This window comes from Oryzomicrobium sp., assembly GCF_036820405.1.
Taxonomy (GTDB): domain Bacteria; phylum Pseudomonadota; class Gammaproteobacteria; order Burkholderiales; family Rhodocyclaceae; genus Oryzomicrobium.
This window is the reverse complement of record NZ_DAISLS010000013.1, coordinates 104,023-119,757: the sequence shown is the minus strand read 5'-3', so window position 1 is coordinate 119,757 and position 15,735 is coordinate 104,023. Positions and strand designations below refer to the sequence as shown.

Genomic DNA, 15,735 nt, shown 5'->3' with positions numbered 1-15,735 from the left:
CGTTCTCCGGAGGTGTCAGAACGAGGCGCTCAGTTCGACAGTGGTGTAGCGCCCGGGCATCAGGTAGTACTCGTAGTACTTCTGGTCGAGCAGGTTGTTCACCGCCACGCTGGCCTTGAGGTGCTTGTCGATCTGGTAGCTGACCCGCAGGTTGGCCAGCCAGTACTTGCTGGTGCCGCCGAAGACGTCCTTGACCACGTCGCTGTTGTCCTCGTTGCTGAACTGCTGGCCCGTGTAGATGGCCGAGAGGTAGCCGCGCCACTTCTGCCACTGGGCGTCCAGGGCGACGCTGGCCATGTTCTTGGGCACGTAGCGCAGGCGCTTGCCAAGCAGGCCGCTGTTGCTGTCGTCGCGGGTGATCTCGCTGTCGGTCCAGGTGTAGCTGGCCGACGCCCGCAGCCAGCCGGTCAGGGGCATCTCGCCGCTCAGTTCGATGCCCTCGATCCGGGCGGCGCCGGCGTTGGTCATGGTGGCGTTGGTGGTGACGCCGACCAGGGGGCCGCTGTAGGGGCTGGTCTTGCGGTAGATCATGTCGTCCAGCCGGGTACGGTAATAGGTGGCCTTGGCGAAGCCGTTGCCGGGCAGGGCGACTTCCGCTCCCAGGTCCCAGGAGGTGGCCGTTTCCGGCTTCAGGGTCGGGTCGGCGATGAGCAGGCGGCTGCCGCTCACGCTGGGGGTGGCGTACATCTCGTAGTTGGACGGAGTGCGGAAGGCGGTGCCGAGGGAGCTGCGCAGGGTGAGGCGCTCGTTCCAGCGGTAGACCGCGGCGACCTTGGGCGAGAAGCCTGAGTCGGAGCGCTCGGGCGAATCCACCGTACCGACCGGGGTGCCCACATACTTCTTGGCCACGCCCCGGGTGGTCCAGTAGTCGTAGCGTCCGCCCACGTAGAGGGTGAAGGCGTCGGTGAGGAAGATCTGATCCTGGAGGAACAGGGAGCGGGTGTCGCTGTTGCCCGAGGATTCCTCGTTCAGTGCGCCGGTGCGGCTGTTTTCCGGCTGGCGCCAGTTGGCGAGCTGGTACACCTTGCGGTTCAGGGTGCTGCGGTTGGCGGCCACCCCGGCGATCAGGTAGTGGTGCTCGCCAATGCCGAAGCCCACCTGGGCGGAGGCATCCAGGGTGGTGTTGGGCGTGTTGGTGCTGGTGCCTGGCCCTCCGGCGAAGGTGGCCCCGGTACCGGCGCCGACGTAGTAGTTGTCCCGGTCGAAGTAGCCGAGGTTGACCTTGAGGTCGGCGCTTCCCACCTTGCCGTCGTAGCCTGCGAAGTAGCGGTTCTCTTCGCGGCTGTTGGGGTTGCTGGAATTCCAGAAGCTGCTTTCCTTGAGGGAGCCGAGCTTGTCGCCGTTGATCGAGACGTTGCTCGCCGGCAGGGCCAGGGGCACACCGTTGCGGGTCAGGTAGTTGTTGAAGTTCTGGTAGCCCATCTTGCCCTCGGTCCGGGCGAAGCCGGCGAACAGCCGCGATTGGGCGTCGATGTCGAAGTAGAACTTGGCGTTGGCGAAGGCGGCGTGGGACGGTGTGGCGCCCTTGTCGCCGACGATGTAGGCCGGCGCGCCTGTGACGGTAGTGGTGCGCTGGCCGCCCTGGACGGCATTGCTGCCGGTGCCCGTGGTGCCGACCGGCACCACCACCAAGTCGTTCTTGGCGTAGCCGGCCATGTCCTCGTAGCCGATGCCGATGGAGGCAGCCAGGCCGTTTGCCCACTTGTTGCGGTAGCTGGCTTCCACCGCGTTGCGCTCGCCGTCGCCGAAGCCGCGGCTGATCTTGGCGTCGATTTCCAGTTTGGTCGGGGCCTTGGAGATGATGTTCACCACCCCGCCGATGGCGTCGCTGCCGTACAGGGCGGAGCCGGGGCCGGGTACCACCTCGATGCGTTCCACGTCGCCGACGTTGAGCCCCAGCAGGCTGGACAGGCCGCCGCTGTTGCCGTCGCTCAGGCTGATGCCGTCCACCATCATCTTCACCCGGCCCTGGGATTGGCCGCGCAGGGAAACGATGGGGGCGCTGTTGATGCGCGAGGTGTTGCCCAGGCCGCCGCGCAGATAAAGGCTGGGTACCTTGGCGGTGAGGGCGTCGCCGACCCGAACGGCGCCGGAGGCGTCCAGGGTGTCGCTATCGACCAGGGTGACGCTGGCGGGGGCTTCCAGGGTGCTCTGGGCGATCCGCGCCGCGCTGACCACCACGTTGGCCAGGTGCTTGTCGTTGTCGGGTTCCCGTTCCTCGCCGAAGGCGCCGGCCTGGGTGAAACAGGCGGCGATGGCGGTGGCGATGATCTTTTTCTTGGTGGTGCTGCGCATGCTCTCTCGTGACTCCAGTCGATGACCGGCCGGGCGGAGGGAGCAGCGGTGAAAAGGCGGCGCGCCGGAATGGCGGTGCGCGGAGGACGGGCATGGTGCGGCTAGGGGCGACCCGGGCTTTTCGCTACGCGGCTCCGTTCGCATCCCCGCGACCGGTGCTTGGCTCGTGCCTTGGCGACCGCTGGCGAAAGCGGTCGGCACGTTGGCGTCAAAGGCCGGTCTCCGGGCTCGTGAGATTTGATGCGTCGCCTTCCCGAAGCCGTCGCGCGCCCGGAAATCCGGGGTCACGTGCGGTTTCAGTGGCTGGCCCTTCCGGGGAGGAGGGGCCGTGGCGCATCCGCGCTCACTTACCGTTGCGGGGGCAGCCGAAGCTTGGCGGCGGTTAGGCCGTTACTTCGTTCCCGTTTCACCCGGCGGCTGCTGCCGCCGGACACCTTTGACTGCGTGGCCCTGTACTGCGTGTCGTGTTCCGGTCGGCAGGGCCGTCCCGTCCGGAAAGAGGGGCGATGATAGCGCGTTTTGGAACAATTATGACCAAAGTCTGACCTGGCTTCGGCCAGGTGCTCCGTGGCTCCCGGCCGGCGGGGCGTCATTCCCAGGCCAGGGCGCCGCCGGTCTGGTACTCGGTGACCCGGGTCTCGAAGAAGTTCTTCTCCTTGCGCATGTTGGCCTGCTCGTCGAGCCAGGGCAGCACGTTCTCGGCTCCGGGGAAAGGCTCGGAGAGGCCCAGCTGGCGGGCGCGGCGGTTGGCGATGAAGCGGAACTGGCCCCGGTGCAGGTCGGCGTTGTAGCCCAGGATGGGCTCCCGCAGGATGTAGCCGGCGTAGGCCGCTTCGGCCGCTTCCGCTTCTTCCCACAGGGCCTTCACGGCGGCCGGGTCCAGGGTCAGGTTCTCTTCCTGCAACAGCTGGCGCACCACCCGGATGCCGAAGGCGCAGTGCAGCACCTCGTCGCGCATGATGTATTGCAGCTGCTCGGCGGTGCCCTTCATCAGGCCCCGGCGTTGCAGGGCGAAGATGGGGGTGAAGCCGTTGTAGAACCAGCAGCCTTCGAAGATGCCGGCGAAGAACAGGTAGGAGAGGGCGAATTCGTGCAGGTTGTCCCGGTCGGTGAGGTCGAAGTCGGAGCGCATCACCCGCTCCAGGCGCCGGTTGGCCAGGGCGATCTTGCCGTGGATCTGCGGCACCACCCGGTAGCGGTTGTAGATCTCCTGCTGGTTGAGGCCCAGGCTCTCGATGCAGTGCTGGTAGGTCCAGGTGTGCAGGGCCTCTTCGTAGACCTGGCGGGCCTGGTAGATCTGCAATTCCGGGGCGCTCATCTTTTCCATCACCGCCAGGCCGATGTTGCGCATGGCCAGGATGTCGGAGGTGGTCAGGTAGGACAGCACGTTCTCGAAGACGTGGCGCTCCGCCGGCGTCAGCTTGTGGTTGTAGTCGTGCACGTCCTGGGCCATGGAGATTTCCAGGGGCGTCCAGTGGTTGCGGTTGGCGTTGAGGAAGAACTCCCAGGCCCAGGGGTACTTGAAGGGGGCGAGCTGGTTGATGTCGGCCTTGCCGTTCACCACCCGCTTGTCCTCCGGGTTGATCGGGGCGAGGGACAACCCTGCCGGATGCAAGGTGGAAGCCCGCGCCAGTGCTTGTTCTCCGGTCGGCATGGTCGAAGAACCAATAGGGGCGCGGCTTTCCAAGATTCCTGCCTGGAGATCGGCCATGGGCGCGGGGTTTGGCGCAGGGGCCTGGGCAGGGGGCGTTGCGACGGCGGGGCCGTCGTCCCAGTCGTTGAGCAGGAAGGCGCTCATTGGCAGGCCTCGCAATCCGGGTTGTCGATGGAGCAGAACTTGGGTTCGGCCGGGGCGGCAGACACGGCCGCCCGGTCGATCGGCGCGCCGGTCTTTTCCATGGCGGTGGCGCCCAGGGTGCGCAGGTAGTAGGTGGTCTTGAGGCCGCGCTTCCAGGCCAGCTTGTAGATTTCGTCCAGCTTCTTGCCCGAGGCCACGGCCACGTACAGGTTGAGGGACTGAGCCTGGTCGATCCACTTCTGGCGCCGCGCCGCGGCCTCGATCAGCCACACCGGGTCGATCTCGAAGGCGGTGGCGTAGCGGGCCTTGAGCTCGGCCGGGATGCGGTCGATGGGGGCCAGGGACCCGTCGAAGTACTTGAGGTCGGCCACCATCACCTCGTCCCACAGGCCCTGGGCCTTGAGGTCGCGCACCAGGGCGTCGTTCACCACGGTGAACTCGCCGGACAGGTTCGATTTCACGTAGAGGTTCTGGTACTCGGGCTCGATCGAGGCCGAGAGGCCGACGATGTTGGAAATGGTGGCGGTGGGGGCGATGGCCACGCAGTTGGAGTTGCGCATGCCCACCTGGGCGATGCGCTGGCGCAGGGCCTCCCAGTCCAGGGTGGCGCCGCGGTCCACCTCGACGAAACCGCCCCGGGCGTCTTCGAGCAGTTGCAGGGAGTCGAGGGGCAGGATGCCCTTGTCCCACAGGCTGCCGGTGAAGCTGGAGTAGCGGCCCCGCTCCTCGGCCAGGTCGGTGGAGGCCCAGTAGGCGTGGTAGCACACCGCTTCCATGGAACGGTCGGCGAAGACCACTGCCTCGTCCGAGGCGTAGGGCAGGCCCATTTCCTGGAGGCAGTTGGAGAAGCCCATGATGCCCAGGCCCACCGGGCGGTGCCGCACGTTGGCGTTGCGCGCCTTGGGGGTGGCGTAGAAGTTGATGTCCACCACGTTGTCGAGCAGGCGCATGGCGGTGCGGATGGTGCGCTTGAGCTTGGCCTGATCCAGGGTCCACTGGCCGTCCACCTGCACCAGGTGGGCCGGCAGGTTCACCGAGCCCAGGTTGCACACCGCGGTCTCGGTGTCGGAGGTGTTGAGGGTGATCTCGGTGCACAGGTTGGAGCTATGCACGGTGCCCACGTGCTGCTGGGGCGAGCGCAGGTTGCAGGCGTCCTTGAAGGTGATCCAGGGATGGCCGGTCTCGAACAGCATGGTCAGCATCTTGCGCCACAGCTGCACGGCGGGAATGCGCTTGAACAGCTTGATCTCGCCCCGGTCGGCCTTGGCCTCGTAGGCGGTGTAGGCGGCTTCGAAGGCCTTGCCGTACTTGTCGTGCAGGTCGGGCGTGTCGCTGGGGGAGAACAGGGTCCAGTCGGCCCCGGCCAGCACCCGCTGCATGAACAGGTCGGGAATCCAGTTGGCCGTGTTCATGTCGTGGGTGCGGCGGCGCTCGTCGCCGGTGTTCTTGCGCAGTTCGAGGAATTCCTCGATGTCCAGGTGCCAGCTCTCCAGGTAGGCGCACACCGCCCCCTTGCGCTTGCCGCCCTGGTTCACCGCCACGGCGGTGTCGTTGACCACCTTGAGGAAGGGGATCACCCCCTGGCTCTTGCCGTTGGTGCCCTTGATGCGGCTGCCCAGGGCCCGCACCGGGGTCCAGTCGTTGCCCAGGCCGCCGGCGTACTTTTGCAGCAGGGCGTTTTCCTTGACCGACTGGTAGATGCCTTCCAGGTCGTCGGAGACGGTGGTCAGGTAGCAGGACGACAGCTGGGAATGGCGGGTGCCGCTGTTGAACAGGGTCGGCGTGCTGCTCATGAAGTCGAAGGACGAGAGCAGGTTGTAGAACTCGATGGCCCGGGCTTCCCGGTCGATCTCATTCAGGGCCAGGCCCATCGCCACGCGCATGAAGAAGGTTTGCGGCAGCTCGATGCGCTGCTCGTCCTCGTGCAGGAAGTAGCGGTCGTAGAGGGTCTGGAGGCCCAGGTAGTCGAACTGCAGGTCCCGGTCGGCCACCAGGGCGCGGCCCAGCACCTCCAGGTCGAATTCGGCCAGGCGCGGGTCGAGCAGCTCGGCGGCGATGCCGCGGCGGATGGCCCGGGGGAAATACTCGGCGTAGCCGGCGGTCATGGCGCCGTGGGCGGTGGGCTGGCCCAGCACCTCGACGCGGATCGAATCGAGCAGCAGCCGGGCGGAAACCTTGCTGTAGGCCGGCTCCCGCTCGATCAGGGTGCGGGCGGCCAGCACCAGGGACTGGCGCACCGCCACCACCGGCACGCCGTCGTAGAGGTTGTGCAGGGCGTGTTCCAGCACGGTTTCGGCGGAAACGTCGGCCAGGCCGGCGCAGGCTTCCTGCACCGTGGCCAGCAGGGCGGCCCGGTCCAGGGGGCGGCGGGTCTCACCGTCCACCACATGCAGCACCGGCTCGTCGGCGCGCTCGTCGGTGGCCTGGGCCGCCCGTGCCGCGGCCCGCTCGGCGGCCCGTTTCTCCCGGTAGAGCACGTAGGCCCGGGCCACGTCGTGGGAGCCGGAACGCATCAGGGCCAGTTCCACCTGGTCCTGGATGTCCTCGATGTGCACCGTGCCGCCGCCGGGCAGGCGCCGGGTGAGCGCCTGGACCACGGTGGCAGTGAGTTCGCCCACCACGTCGCGGACGCGGGCCGAGGTGGCGCCCTGGTGGCCTTCCACCGCGAGGAAGGCCTTGGTCAGGGCCACGGCGATCTTGTCTGGGTTGAAGGCCACCACCGCGCCGTTGCGGCGGATCACCTCGAAGCTGCGGGCGTCGACGCTCACCCCCAGGCCCGGGGTGTAGGCCGGGCTGCCCGGCAGCTCGGCGCCGGTTTCGAGGGTGGGCAAGGGCGCGGAAGGGCTGGTGGCCGGGCCGTGGCCCTGCTCGATGGCGCTGGAAGGATGGTGCATGCGGATCTCCCCGTGACGGGCCGGGGAGCCTGGGGGCGCGCGGAGGCCGGTGCTTGGCGGCCGTTGCGGCCGAACCCATGCGCCCATGCCGGACGGCCCCGCCGGGGCCGCCGCGCTTTCCCGGGGCGCCCCGCCCCAAGTGAAAACGTTGCCGCCCGGCGGTGAGTCGATGGTGATTCTGGCGACTCCGGTGAGGCGGCGTTGCAGCGATGGCCGGTCTCCTGGCTTGCAGGTCGTCGCGTGGCGCCTGGTTGGCGCCGGCCCCGGCCTTCCCGGAGGCATCTTGCTCCAGTGGCCGTCGGGGCACGCTCTCCGCTCACAGTTGCGGGGGCAGCTTCGGCTTGCGCGAGGGGCCGCAGCCCACCGCTCCGAATTCCCGTTTCATCCCCCGGAAGGGGGAACCATCATGGTCTGCAATGTACCGGACCGGAAACGGCGTCGTCAACGAAATTTCACTACATCTAGTGTTTTTGCATTGTGCTTCTACTACATGTTGTGTTTGTTTTTGCCGGAATGAAAAGTTGCAATGTCTTTGGGATGGTTGCGGCCTGGGGGGCGATGATGCTGTGCCGGTGTTGCCATGGCAGGGGAATCGTTAGCAATTTGATACAAATTGGTCGGTGGTGACATTTCTCACGATTTGTCCAAGAAACCCCTCAAGCTAGGAACTAAGGGTGCCGAAAAGCCCTCCTATGGGTGATGGCGTTATTTTCCAAAGAGAATTTTTATTTTTTCTTCGAGCCTGTCAAAAGCTTGCATTCCCTTGTGATTGCTGGGGTTTGCTATATGTTTTGTGAGAAAAAACACGTTGTTTTTTATTTCGCCCAAAATATTGCCTGCTGTGCAAAATATTTCATTCCTTCCAGGAGCTCGGGGCGCTTAAGCTTGGGGTTCCACTCCCCAAGTGTTGGCGTGCCCCATGTCCCCCTTTTCTTTCCTGAAGCGCCCGTTTTTGTCCTGCCTCGTCGCAGGAGGGCTGCTGCTGGCCGCCGGCCAGCTGCGCGCGGCTGAAGGCGAGGGCGTGGGCGAGGCGCCGGCTGGTGGCGCCACCGCCGAGGCCATGGGTGGCGAGGTTCCGGCGCCGGTGGTGCCCCTGGACGTCGCGGTGCGGCCGGAGCCGCCCACCTACTACGGCGATGCCGTGCCTCCCGAGGCGGTGCTGCGGATCAAGCCGGTGAGCGAGTGGCAACCCCTGCCGCCGGATGCCGGCTTCGTCAGTTCCCGGCTGACGCAGATTTCCAACGAGACGGCGGTGACGGCTCTGGTGCTGCTGTTCTTCGTCCTGGCGCTGATCGTCGTCTACACCCTGCGCCACTACTACTTCGCCTTCAACCGGCTGTTCGGCCGGCAGCGGCACCCCTACGTGGACATCGACACGGCGGACTGGCCCACGGTGACCGTGTTCATCGCCGCCCACAACGAAGAGGCGGTGATCGCCAACTCCCTGGAAGCCCTGCTCGACGTGGACTATCCGCCCGAGCGCATCCGCCTGATGCCGGTGAACGACCGTTCCACCGACCGCACCCGGGAGATCATCGACAGCTACGTGGTCCGCTTTCCGGGGCGCATCACCCCCTTCCACCGCAGCGGCGGCAAGCCGGGCAAGTCGGCGGCGCTGAAGGACGCCACCGAACTGGTGGAGAGCGACATCATCATCATCTTCGATGCCGACTACGTGCCCGGGAAAGGCCTGATCAAGCAGCTGGTGGCCCCCTTCCTCGATCCGGAGACCGGCGCGGTGATGGGCCGGGTGGTGCCCCTCAACACCGGCAGCAACCTGCTCACCCGCCTGCTCGACCTGGAGCGCTCCGGCGGCTACCAGGTGGACCAGCAGGCGCGCATGAACCTGCGCATGGTGCCCCAGTACGGCGGCACCGTGGGCGGGGTGCGCCGCATCGCCCTGGAAGGCATCGGCGGCTGGCGCGACGACGCCCTGGCCGAGGACACCGACCTGACCTACCGCCTGCTCCTGTCGGGTTGGAAGACTGTCTACCAGAACCGTTCCGAGTGCTACGAGGAAGTGCCCGAGAGCTGGCCGGTGCGGGTGCGCCAGATCATGCGCTGGGCCAAGGGCCACAACCAGGCGGCGCTACGCTACGCCGGGCGGCTGCTGTTCAACCGGGGCGTGAGCTTCGCCGAGCGGATGGACGGCCTGCTCCTGCTCGGGGTCTATGCCATGTCCCCCCTGCTGCTGTTCGGCTGGATGCTGGCCATCTTCCTGTTCTACTGCACCACCAACCAGTGGCTGTCCGGCGCCCTGGCCATGTTCGCCCTGATGGGCTACGGGGCCCTGGGCAACTTCGCCGCCTACTTCGAGATATCGGCGGCGGTGCACCTGGACGGCAACCGCAACCGCATCCGCCTGCTGCCCCTCAACCTGTTCGGCTTCCTGATCAGCCTGTTGTCGATCGCCCGGGCCACCTGGAACCAGTTCTTCTTCGACTGGTTGCTGCGCCGCAGCCTGGTGTGGGACAAGACCGTGCGCTACCGCCAGCCGGGGGCCACCCCCGTCCCCGTGCATCTGCCGGCCGGAGCCACGCCGCACCACCAGACGGGCTCCGTGGGCTGATCATGATCGGGTTGCTGCTTCTGGCGCTCAGCTGCGCCGTCCTGTTCCTGCTGCCGCTCGCCCCGGCCGCCCTGGAATGGCTGCATCCGAGCGACGCCGCGCCCCTCAACGTGGTGCGCGAATACGGCGGCCACATCGGCCACTTCGCCGCCGGTTTCCAGCGTTTCGTCGATGCCCAGCTGCGCCCCTACCTGGGCCGGGCCGGGACTGACGGGACCCAGGTGGAGGCCGCCCTGTCCAACGGCACCCAGGTGATCGCCGTACCGGCCGACCGCGCCCCGCGCCTGCAAGGCCGGGAAGCCGACGCCCGGGAAACCACCCGCCTGGTCCTGGGGGCCGGCGACCTGATGTTGCCCAACGACCACATCTTTTCCGGCGAGGTCTATGCCGAGGGCTCCCTGCGCGGTGGTTCGGGTCTGGTGCTACGTGCCGTGCTGGCCAAGGGCGACATCCGCCTGGGAGCGGAAACCTACGTCCTGCGTTGGCTCCATGCCGACGGCGTGGCGGTGGCGGGCGAGGGCAGCCGGCTCTACGGCCGGGCCTCGGCGGGGCAGCGCCTGCTGCTGGGCCCGGGCTGCCGCTTCGGCCGCATGTATGCCCCGCGGATCGAATTCACTCCCCTGGTCCGGCCCGCCCCGGCCTCGCCCCGGCAGCGCCTGCGCCGCCGTGAGGCCATGGAGGCCCCTCCCCGGCTCCAGGCCGGCGACATGGGGCGCTGGCTGGTGCGCGGGGACCTGGCCGTGGCCGGCGGCACCTGGCACCGGGGCCACCTGATCGCATCCGCCGACCTTCTGGTCGGCGCCGGTGCCTTCGTTGCCGGCTCGATCAAGGGCAACCGGGACGTGCTGCTCGATAGCGGCAGCCGGGTCCACGGCAGCGTGGTGGCGGGCGCCCGGGTGGTCATGGAGCGGGACAGTCAGGCCATGGGCCCGATCGTCGCCGAGGACGTGGTGGAAATCGGCCCCGGCTGCGTGGTCGGCGCCCCCGGCCATCCCACCACCATCACCGCGCCGCGCATCCGCATCGCCCCCGGCGCCCTGGTGTACGGCTCGATCTGGGCCCGGGAAGAGGGCGAGGTGCTGGCATGAACCGCCGCTCCCGCCCTCTGGCCGCCCGCCTGGGCGGCCTCGTGCTCGGCCTGGCCCTGGCGGCCGCCCCCTGGCTGGCCCGGGGCGCCAGCCTCGACCTGGCTGGCTACCAGCGCGACGACGGGGCGATCACCACCCACTACCAGGGCGATTTCGTCGATCCCTACTTCGCCCTGAAGGCCCTTCTGGCGGCTCGGGAGCTGGGGCTGGACATCGCCGCCCCGGCCGGCCGCTGGATCGACTGGATGCTGGCCCGGCCCACCGCCGACGGCCTGTTTGGCCGCTACTGCATTGCCGAGGACGGCGCTTGGCTGCAATGCCAGGAGGCCGACGCCGACGATTCCCTGCTCGCCCTGTGGCTGGAGCTGCTCCACGTCGCCGCCCCGGCCGAGGGCCTGCCCCCCGCCTGGCGCAACAGCGCCGAGCAGAGCCGGGCGGCCCTGGCCCGGCTGTACGATCCTCGCCTGGGGGGCTACGTGATCTCGCCAACCCAGCGGGTCGCCCTGCTCATGGATAATTGCGAGGTGGTGGCCGCCCTGCGCGTCGTCGCCGGCAAGCAGGCCGCCTGGGGCGATGCCGCCGGCGCCCGCCGCCTGCGCCAGCAGGCCGACCTGGTGGAGCGCCGCCTGGGCGGCCTGTTCCCGCCCAAGGCCGACGGCCTGCTGCGCCACACCAGCGAGGACGAGGCCGACGGGGCCTTCTACCCCCACCTGGTGGCCCAGCTCTACCCGCTGCTGCACGGCCTGCCCAGCCTGATGAAAAAGCCCGCCATCGGTTACCGGGAGTGGATGCGCCGTTACCGCCACGCCTGGTTGACCTTGTCGGCGGACGACTATCCCTGGGGGCTGATGGCCCAGGTGGCCCAACAGCAGGGCGATGCCCCCACTGTCGCCTGCTGGGTGCGCCAGACCGCCGCGCTGCGCCACGGCGCCCGCTGGAATGTTCTTGAGGACGCCCTGTGGCAAGGGCTGTCCACCCACGTCGATCCCAATACGCCATGTTCGCTGCGCTGAAACGCTTCCTCTTTGCCGTCGTGCCCTGGGTGCTGCTGTTCGTCGCCCTGGGAGCCCTTTATTCCTGGTGGGGGCAGCGCAACGACGCCGCGATGGCCGAGCACACCGTCTACCTGATCCTGCCCGAAGGCCAGGACCCGGCCGCGCCGGCGGTGAGCATCTGGCTGGATGCGGCCAAGGAAGAAGGCATTCCGATGCGCACCATCAGCGATTCGGACTTCCTGCTCCGTCCCGAAACGAGCGACCGCGGCAGCGCGGCGATCCTGCCGGACAACCTGCACCGCCAGATCACCCCGGTGGTGGTCAACCGCCTGGAGCAGTTCGCCGCCCGGGGCGGCCAGCTGATGGTGGTCTACGACGGCGGCACCGTGATCAGCAGCGACGTGCCGGCGGGGGCGGCTTCCCCCCTGTCCGGCCTGGTGGGCGTGCACTACGGCCCGGACCGGGAGCGCTTCGGCGCCGGCGGGGTGGAGCGGGGCCCCCTGTTCGTCACCGACGCCGGGGTGCGCCGGCTCCTGCTGCCCCCGGGCAAGACCATGGAGATGCCCTCGCCCCCGGCCGAGGAACTGCTCCATGGCAAGACCTACGCCATCACCGGCTACCAGTACGGCGCCCTGCTCTACCCCATCCTGCCCACCTCCGGCGCCTACACCGGCGAGGCACTGCTCGCCAGCGACTCGGGTGGGGTGGCCGCCGGCTACCGCCGCCTCGGCGAAGGCGGGGTGCTGTTCGTCAACACCCCCATCGGCTACCTCAAGGGCCAGACCGACGGGACGCTGCTGCACGCCTTTCTGCACCACCTGGTGTTCGACCGGCTCGGCCTGCCGGTGCTGAAGGCCACCGCCGACGGCATCGGCGGCCTGGTGTTCAACTGGCACGTGGACTCCAACGCCTCGACCCCCGAGTTCGAGCGCCTGGAAAGCTTCGGCGCCCTGGACCAGGGACCGTTCTCGATCCACTTCACCGCCGGTCCGGACATGGCGGCCTTCGGCGACAAGCAGGGCCTCGACCTGGAGCACAACGCCCAGGCGCGCAAGTGGGTGGCCCGGTTCCGGGACCGGGGCGACGCCCTGGGGGACCACGGCGGCTGGATCCACAACTACTTCGGCGGCCGGGTGAACGACACCAACAAGGACGAGATGGTCAAGTACCTGGAGATGAACGAGAAGGCGGTCTCGGCCATCGCCGGGCGGCCGTCCCGGGAGTATTCGGCGCCTCTGGGCAACCAGCCCGAATGGGTGACCGAGTGGCTGGAGGCCCACAACATGGTGGCCTACTACTTCACCGGCAACACCGGCATGGCCCCCACCCGCAGCTACCGCAACGGCCGTCTCAACGCCAAGCACATCTGGTCCTTCCCGGTGCTCATCCTGGGCAATATGGCCGCCTTCGAGGAGTTCGACGAAGAGGAATTGAGCGAAGACACGGTCAAGAACTGGCTCACCTCCGCCGCCGACTTCACCGCCGATACCGGCACCCTGCGCACCATCTACTCCCACCCCCACGGCTTCCACCGTTACCCCGAGGCCCTGCGCGCCCTGTTCGCCCATACCCGGGAACTGCACGCCGCCGGCCGCTTCCGCTGGACCACCATGTCCGCCGCCGCCGACTTCCTCAACCGCCGCGAGCAGGCGGTCTGGTCCTACGTCGGCAGCGGCGACCGGCTGACCCTCAAGGCCACCCACCCGACCGACCTGGTCGACCTGGCCTGGGAGGTGCCCAAGGCCGGCGGGCAGCAGCCCCGCGTGACGGTGGGCGACGGCCGGGTCGAGGACATCGGTCGCGCCTGGCGCGTCGTCGCCGGCCACGGCCGCAACTTCGAATTCGAATTCACCCGCAAGGCACTGCCATGAAACTGTCCAATACCATCCTGCTGTGCATGGGCACCCGGCCGGAGATCATCAAGATGGCCCCGGTCTACCATGCCCTGCGCGCCACCGACCTGGAGCCCCTGGTGCTGCACACCGGTCAGCATCGGGAAATGGCCGACCCCATGTACGACTTCTTCGGCATGCGCCCGGCCCTCAGCCTGGACCTGGAGCGGCAGCGCCAGACCCTGTCCCACCTGTCGGCCCTGATGGTGGACAAGATCGGCGGGATCCTGGAAGACAGTGCCCCGGCCGCCGTGCTGGTGCACGGCGACACCTCCAGCGCCCTGATGGCGGCCCTGGCGGCCTTCTACCAGCAGGTGCCGGTGGGTCACGTCGAGGCCGGCCTGCGCTCCCACTGCATGTACGACCCCTTCCCCGAGGAGAAGAACCGGGAACTGATCGGCCGTCTCGCCACCTGGCACTTCTCCCCCACCGCCCAGGCCCGGGCCAACCTGCTGCGCGAGGGCATCGCCGAGCAGGCCATCCACATGGTGGGCAACACCATCGTGGATGCGGTGCAACTCGCCGGGAAAATGGACGGCGCCAGGCAGGAAGCCATTCCCGAACTCCAGCAGGACCTGGCCGACCTGCCCGGCCTGCTGCCCGGCCGCCGCCTGGTGCTGGTGACCTCGCACCGGCGCGAGAACCTCAACGGCCCCCTGGCCAGCGTGGCCGGGGCGGTGCGCGACCTGCTGCTCGAATCCCCCGATCTGCTGGTGGTCTGGCCGGTGCACGCCAATCCTCGGGTCCAGGAGGTGGTGCACGGCGCCCTGGGCGACTTGCCGGCCGAAGCCGCCGGCCGCCTCTTCCTCACCCAGCCGATGGGCTACGCCGCCCTGATGTGGCTGCTGCACCGTGCCTGGCTGGTGCTCACCGATTCCGGTGGCATTCAGGAAGAAGCCGCCGCGGTGCATACTCCGATCCTGGTGCTGCGCGAGACCACCGAGCGCCCCGAGCTGATCGAGGCCGGCGCCGGCCGGCTGGTGGGCACCGACCGGGCCGTTGTGACCGCCGCGGTGCGCGAGCTGGCCACCCGCCCGGCCCTGGCCGCCGCCATGCGCGAGGCCATCAACCCCTTCGGCGACGGGCTGGCCGGCCAGCGCATCGCCACCCTCCTTTCCAACCATTTCATCCACCATAAAAACATATGCCCCGCCGTCTCTCCCGCCTCGGTCTGAGCCTGATCCTCGGCGCCACCGCAGGCGCCGCCTGGTCCGCCGAGCCGGATACCGCGCCCGAAATGGCCGTCAACGTTCCCGCCGCACCTCTGAACTCCAGCGCCGATGCGCCTTTCCTGGCGTCCCCCGCGACGCCAGCCCCGGCCACCACCCCGGCCGAACCGGCCGCCGGTGAAGCCCCCGCCGCGCCGGGCGAGGACGAACCCGGCCCGCCCGGCCCACCCGGGCCCCCGGGCCCTCCGGGGCCTCCGGGGCCTCCGGGAGAGCCGGAAGCTCCGGGAGAGCCGGGAGCGCCGGAAGCGCCGGAGCCGTTCGTACCCAAGGGCACCATCGAGGCCGGCTTCGGTTTCAACTCCCTCACCGCCGGCTACCAGAACTGGAACAGCCAGTTCGTGCGCGGCGTGTACGCCTCGGACCCCAAGAACACCTGGACCGGCGAAGTGGCCGACCTCCAGCAGTTCGGCGACCGGGGCCTCCTGTTCGTGGTCGGTAACACCCACGTCATCAACGACGACTGGTTCGTGTCCACCTCCCTGGCCACCAGCAACGGCGGCTTCTTCCAGCCGCGTTACCGGGGCGACGTGGTGATCAACCGCAAGTTCCTCGAACCGCGCAACCTGGTGATCGGCGTGGGCCTGTCCTCGATCAAGGCCAAGGACGAACACCGGGACCTGGCCGTGCTGCTCAACGCCGCCTACTACTTCGACGGCCCCTGGGTGATCGAGGGCGGCGTGCGTATCAACCGCAGCGATCCGGGCAGCGTCTTCGCCGACTACTACAACGTGGCGGTGACCTACGGCCGCGACAAGGAACGCTTCATCTCCCTGCGCTTCGCCCAGGGCCAGGAGGGCTACCAGCTGGTGGGCAGTGGCGACAACATCCTCGCCAACTTCCCCAGCCACGACACCCTGCTCACCTGGCGCGAATGGGTCGGCCGCGACTGGGGCTTCCAGGCCCGGGTGGGTGAGTACAGCAACCCCTACTACCGCCGGCTGGGCGGCGAGTTCAGCCTGTTCAAGGACTTCTGAC

The 15,735-nt window shown here is 68.4% G+C and carries 9 protein-coding genes and 2 riboswitches; of the genes, 6 read left to right on the top strand and 3 right to left on the bottom strand.

What is annotated here, in order from left to right; genetic code table 11:
• Positions 1-15: 15 nt before the first annotated feature.
• The 3 genes from V7Z98_RS13990 to V7Z98_RS13980 all read right to left on the bottom strand — a co-directional run bounded on the left by V7Z98_RS13990 (position 16) and on the right by V7Z98_RS13980 (position 6,987).
• Positions 16-2,295, bottom strand: a complete 2,280-nt coding sequence (locus V7Z98_RS13990) for a TonB-dependent receptor (protein WP_334158652.1) — start codon at positions 2,293-2,295, stop codon at positions 16-18.
• A 196-nt stretch (positions 2,296-2,491) separates the two neighbouring features.
• Positions 2,492-2,748, bottom strand: a riboswitch (cobalamin riboswitch).
• 136 nt (positions 2,749-2,884) lie between these two features.
• Positions 2,885-4,093 (bottom strand): ribonucleotide-diphosphate reductase subunit beta, encoded by a 1,209-nt coding sequence (locus V7Z98_RS13985; protein ID WP_334158651.1) that lies wholly within the window; start codon positions 4,091-4,093, stop codon positions 2,885-2,887.
• Positions 4,090-6,987: a ribonucleoside-diphosphate reductase subunit alpha gene (locus tag V7Z98_RS13980; protein ID WP_334158650.1), complete on the bottom strand. Its 2,898-nt coding sequence runs from the start codon at positions 6,985-6,987 to the stop codon at positions 4,090-4,092. Before V7Z98_RS13980 ends, V7Z98_RS13985 begins: the two co-directional genes overlap by 4 nt.
• Before the next feature lie 194 nt (positions 6,988-7,181).
• Positions 7,182-7,408: riboswitch (cobalamin riboswitch) on the bottom strand.
• Between the two features lie 498 nt (positions 7,409-7,906).
• Here V7Z98_RS13980 and V7Z98_RS13975 point away from each other — a divergent pair.
• The 6 genes from V7Z98_RS13975 to V7Z98_RS13950 are packed head-to-tail and all read left to right on the top strand — an operon-like array spanning position 7,907 to position 15,734.
• Positions 7,907-9,556 carry a glycosyltransferase gene (locus V7Z98_RS13975; protein ID WP_293260608.1) on the top strand — a complete coding sequence of 550 codons (1,650 nt, stop codon included), beginning with the start codon at positions 7,907-7,909 and terminating at the stop codon, positions 9,554-9,556.
• Positions 9,557-9,558: 2 nt separating this feature from the next.
• A complete protein-coding gene (locus tag V7Z98_RS13970) occupies positions 9,559-10,644 on the top strand; it encodes a hypothetical protein (RefSeq protein WP_293260607.1) in 1,086 nt (361 codons plus the stop codon).
• Positions 10,641-11,657, top strand: coding sequence for a hypothetical protein (locus V7Z98_RS13965; protein WP_334158649.1), 1,017 nt, complete (start codon positions 10,641-10,643; stop codon positions 11,655-11,657). The genes V7Z98_RS13970 and V7Z98_RS13965 overlap by 4 nt, the downstream gene beginning before the upstream one ends.
• A complete protein-coding gene (locus V7Z98_RS13960) occupies positions 11,642-13,510 on the top strand; it encodes a hypothetical protein (RefSeq protein ID WP_334158648.1) in 1,869 nt (622 codons plus the stop codon). The genes V7Z98_RS13965 and V7Z98_RS13960 overlap by 16 nt, the downstream gene beginning before the upstream one ends.
• A complete protein-coding gene (gene wecB / locus V7Z98_RS13955) occupies positions 13,507-14,706 on the top strand; it encodes a non-hydrolyzing UDP-N-acetylglucosamine 2-epimerase (RefSeq protein ID WP_334158647.1) in 1,200 nt (399 codons plus the stop codon). Before V7Z98_RS13960 ends, wecB begins: the two co-directional genes overlap by 4 nt.
• Positions 14,676-15,734, top strand: coding sequence for a YaiO family outer membrane beta-barrel protein (locus tag V7Z98_RS13950; RefSeq protein ID WP_334158646.1), 1,059 nt, complete (start codon positions 14,676-14,678; stop codon positions 15,732-15,734). The genes wecB and V7Z98_RS13950 overlap by 31 nt, the downstream gene beginning before the upstream one ends.
• The last annotated feature ends 1 nt before the right edge of the window (position 15,735 follow it).

Coding starts and splice junctions, on each gene's coding strand:
- V7Z98_RS13970 (WP_293260607.1), top strand. CDS start 9,559: ATGATCGGGTTGCTGCTTCTGGCGCTCAGCTGCGCCGTCCTGTTCCTG.
- V7Z98_RS13950 (WP_334158646.1), top strand. CDS start 14,676: ATGCCCCGCCGTCTCTCCCGCCTCGGTCTGAGCCTGATCCTCGGCGCC.
- V7Z98_RS13975 (WP_293260608.1), top strand. CDS start 7,907: ATGTCCCCCTTTTCTTTCCTGAAGCGCCCGTTTTTGTCCTGCCTCGTC.
- V7Z98_RS13985 (WP_334158651.1), bottom strand. CDS start 4,093: ATGAGCGCCTTCCTGCTCAACGACTGGGACGACGGCCCCGCCGTCGCA.
- wecB (WP_334158647.1), top strand. CDS start 13,507: ATGAAACTGTCCAATACCATCCTGCTGTGCATGGGCACCCGGCCGGAG.
- V7Z98_RS13965 (WP_334158649.1), top strand. CDS start 10,641: ATGAACCGCCGCTCCCGCCCTCTGGCCGCCCGCCTGGGCGGCCTCGTG.
- V7Z98_RS13990 (WP_334158652.1), bottom strand. CDS start 2,295: ATGCGCAGCACCACCAAGAAAAAGATCATCGCCACCGCCATCGCCGCC.
- V7Z98_RS13960 (WP_334158648.1), top strand. CDS start 11,642: ATGTTCGCTGCGCTGAAACGCTTCCTCTTTGCCGTCGTGCCCTGGGTG.
- V7Z98_RS13980 (WP_334158650.1), bottom strand. CDS start 6,987: ATGCACCATCCTTCCAGCGCCATCGAGCAGGGCCACGGCCCGGCCACC.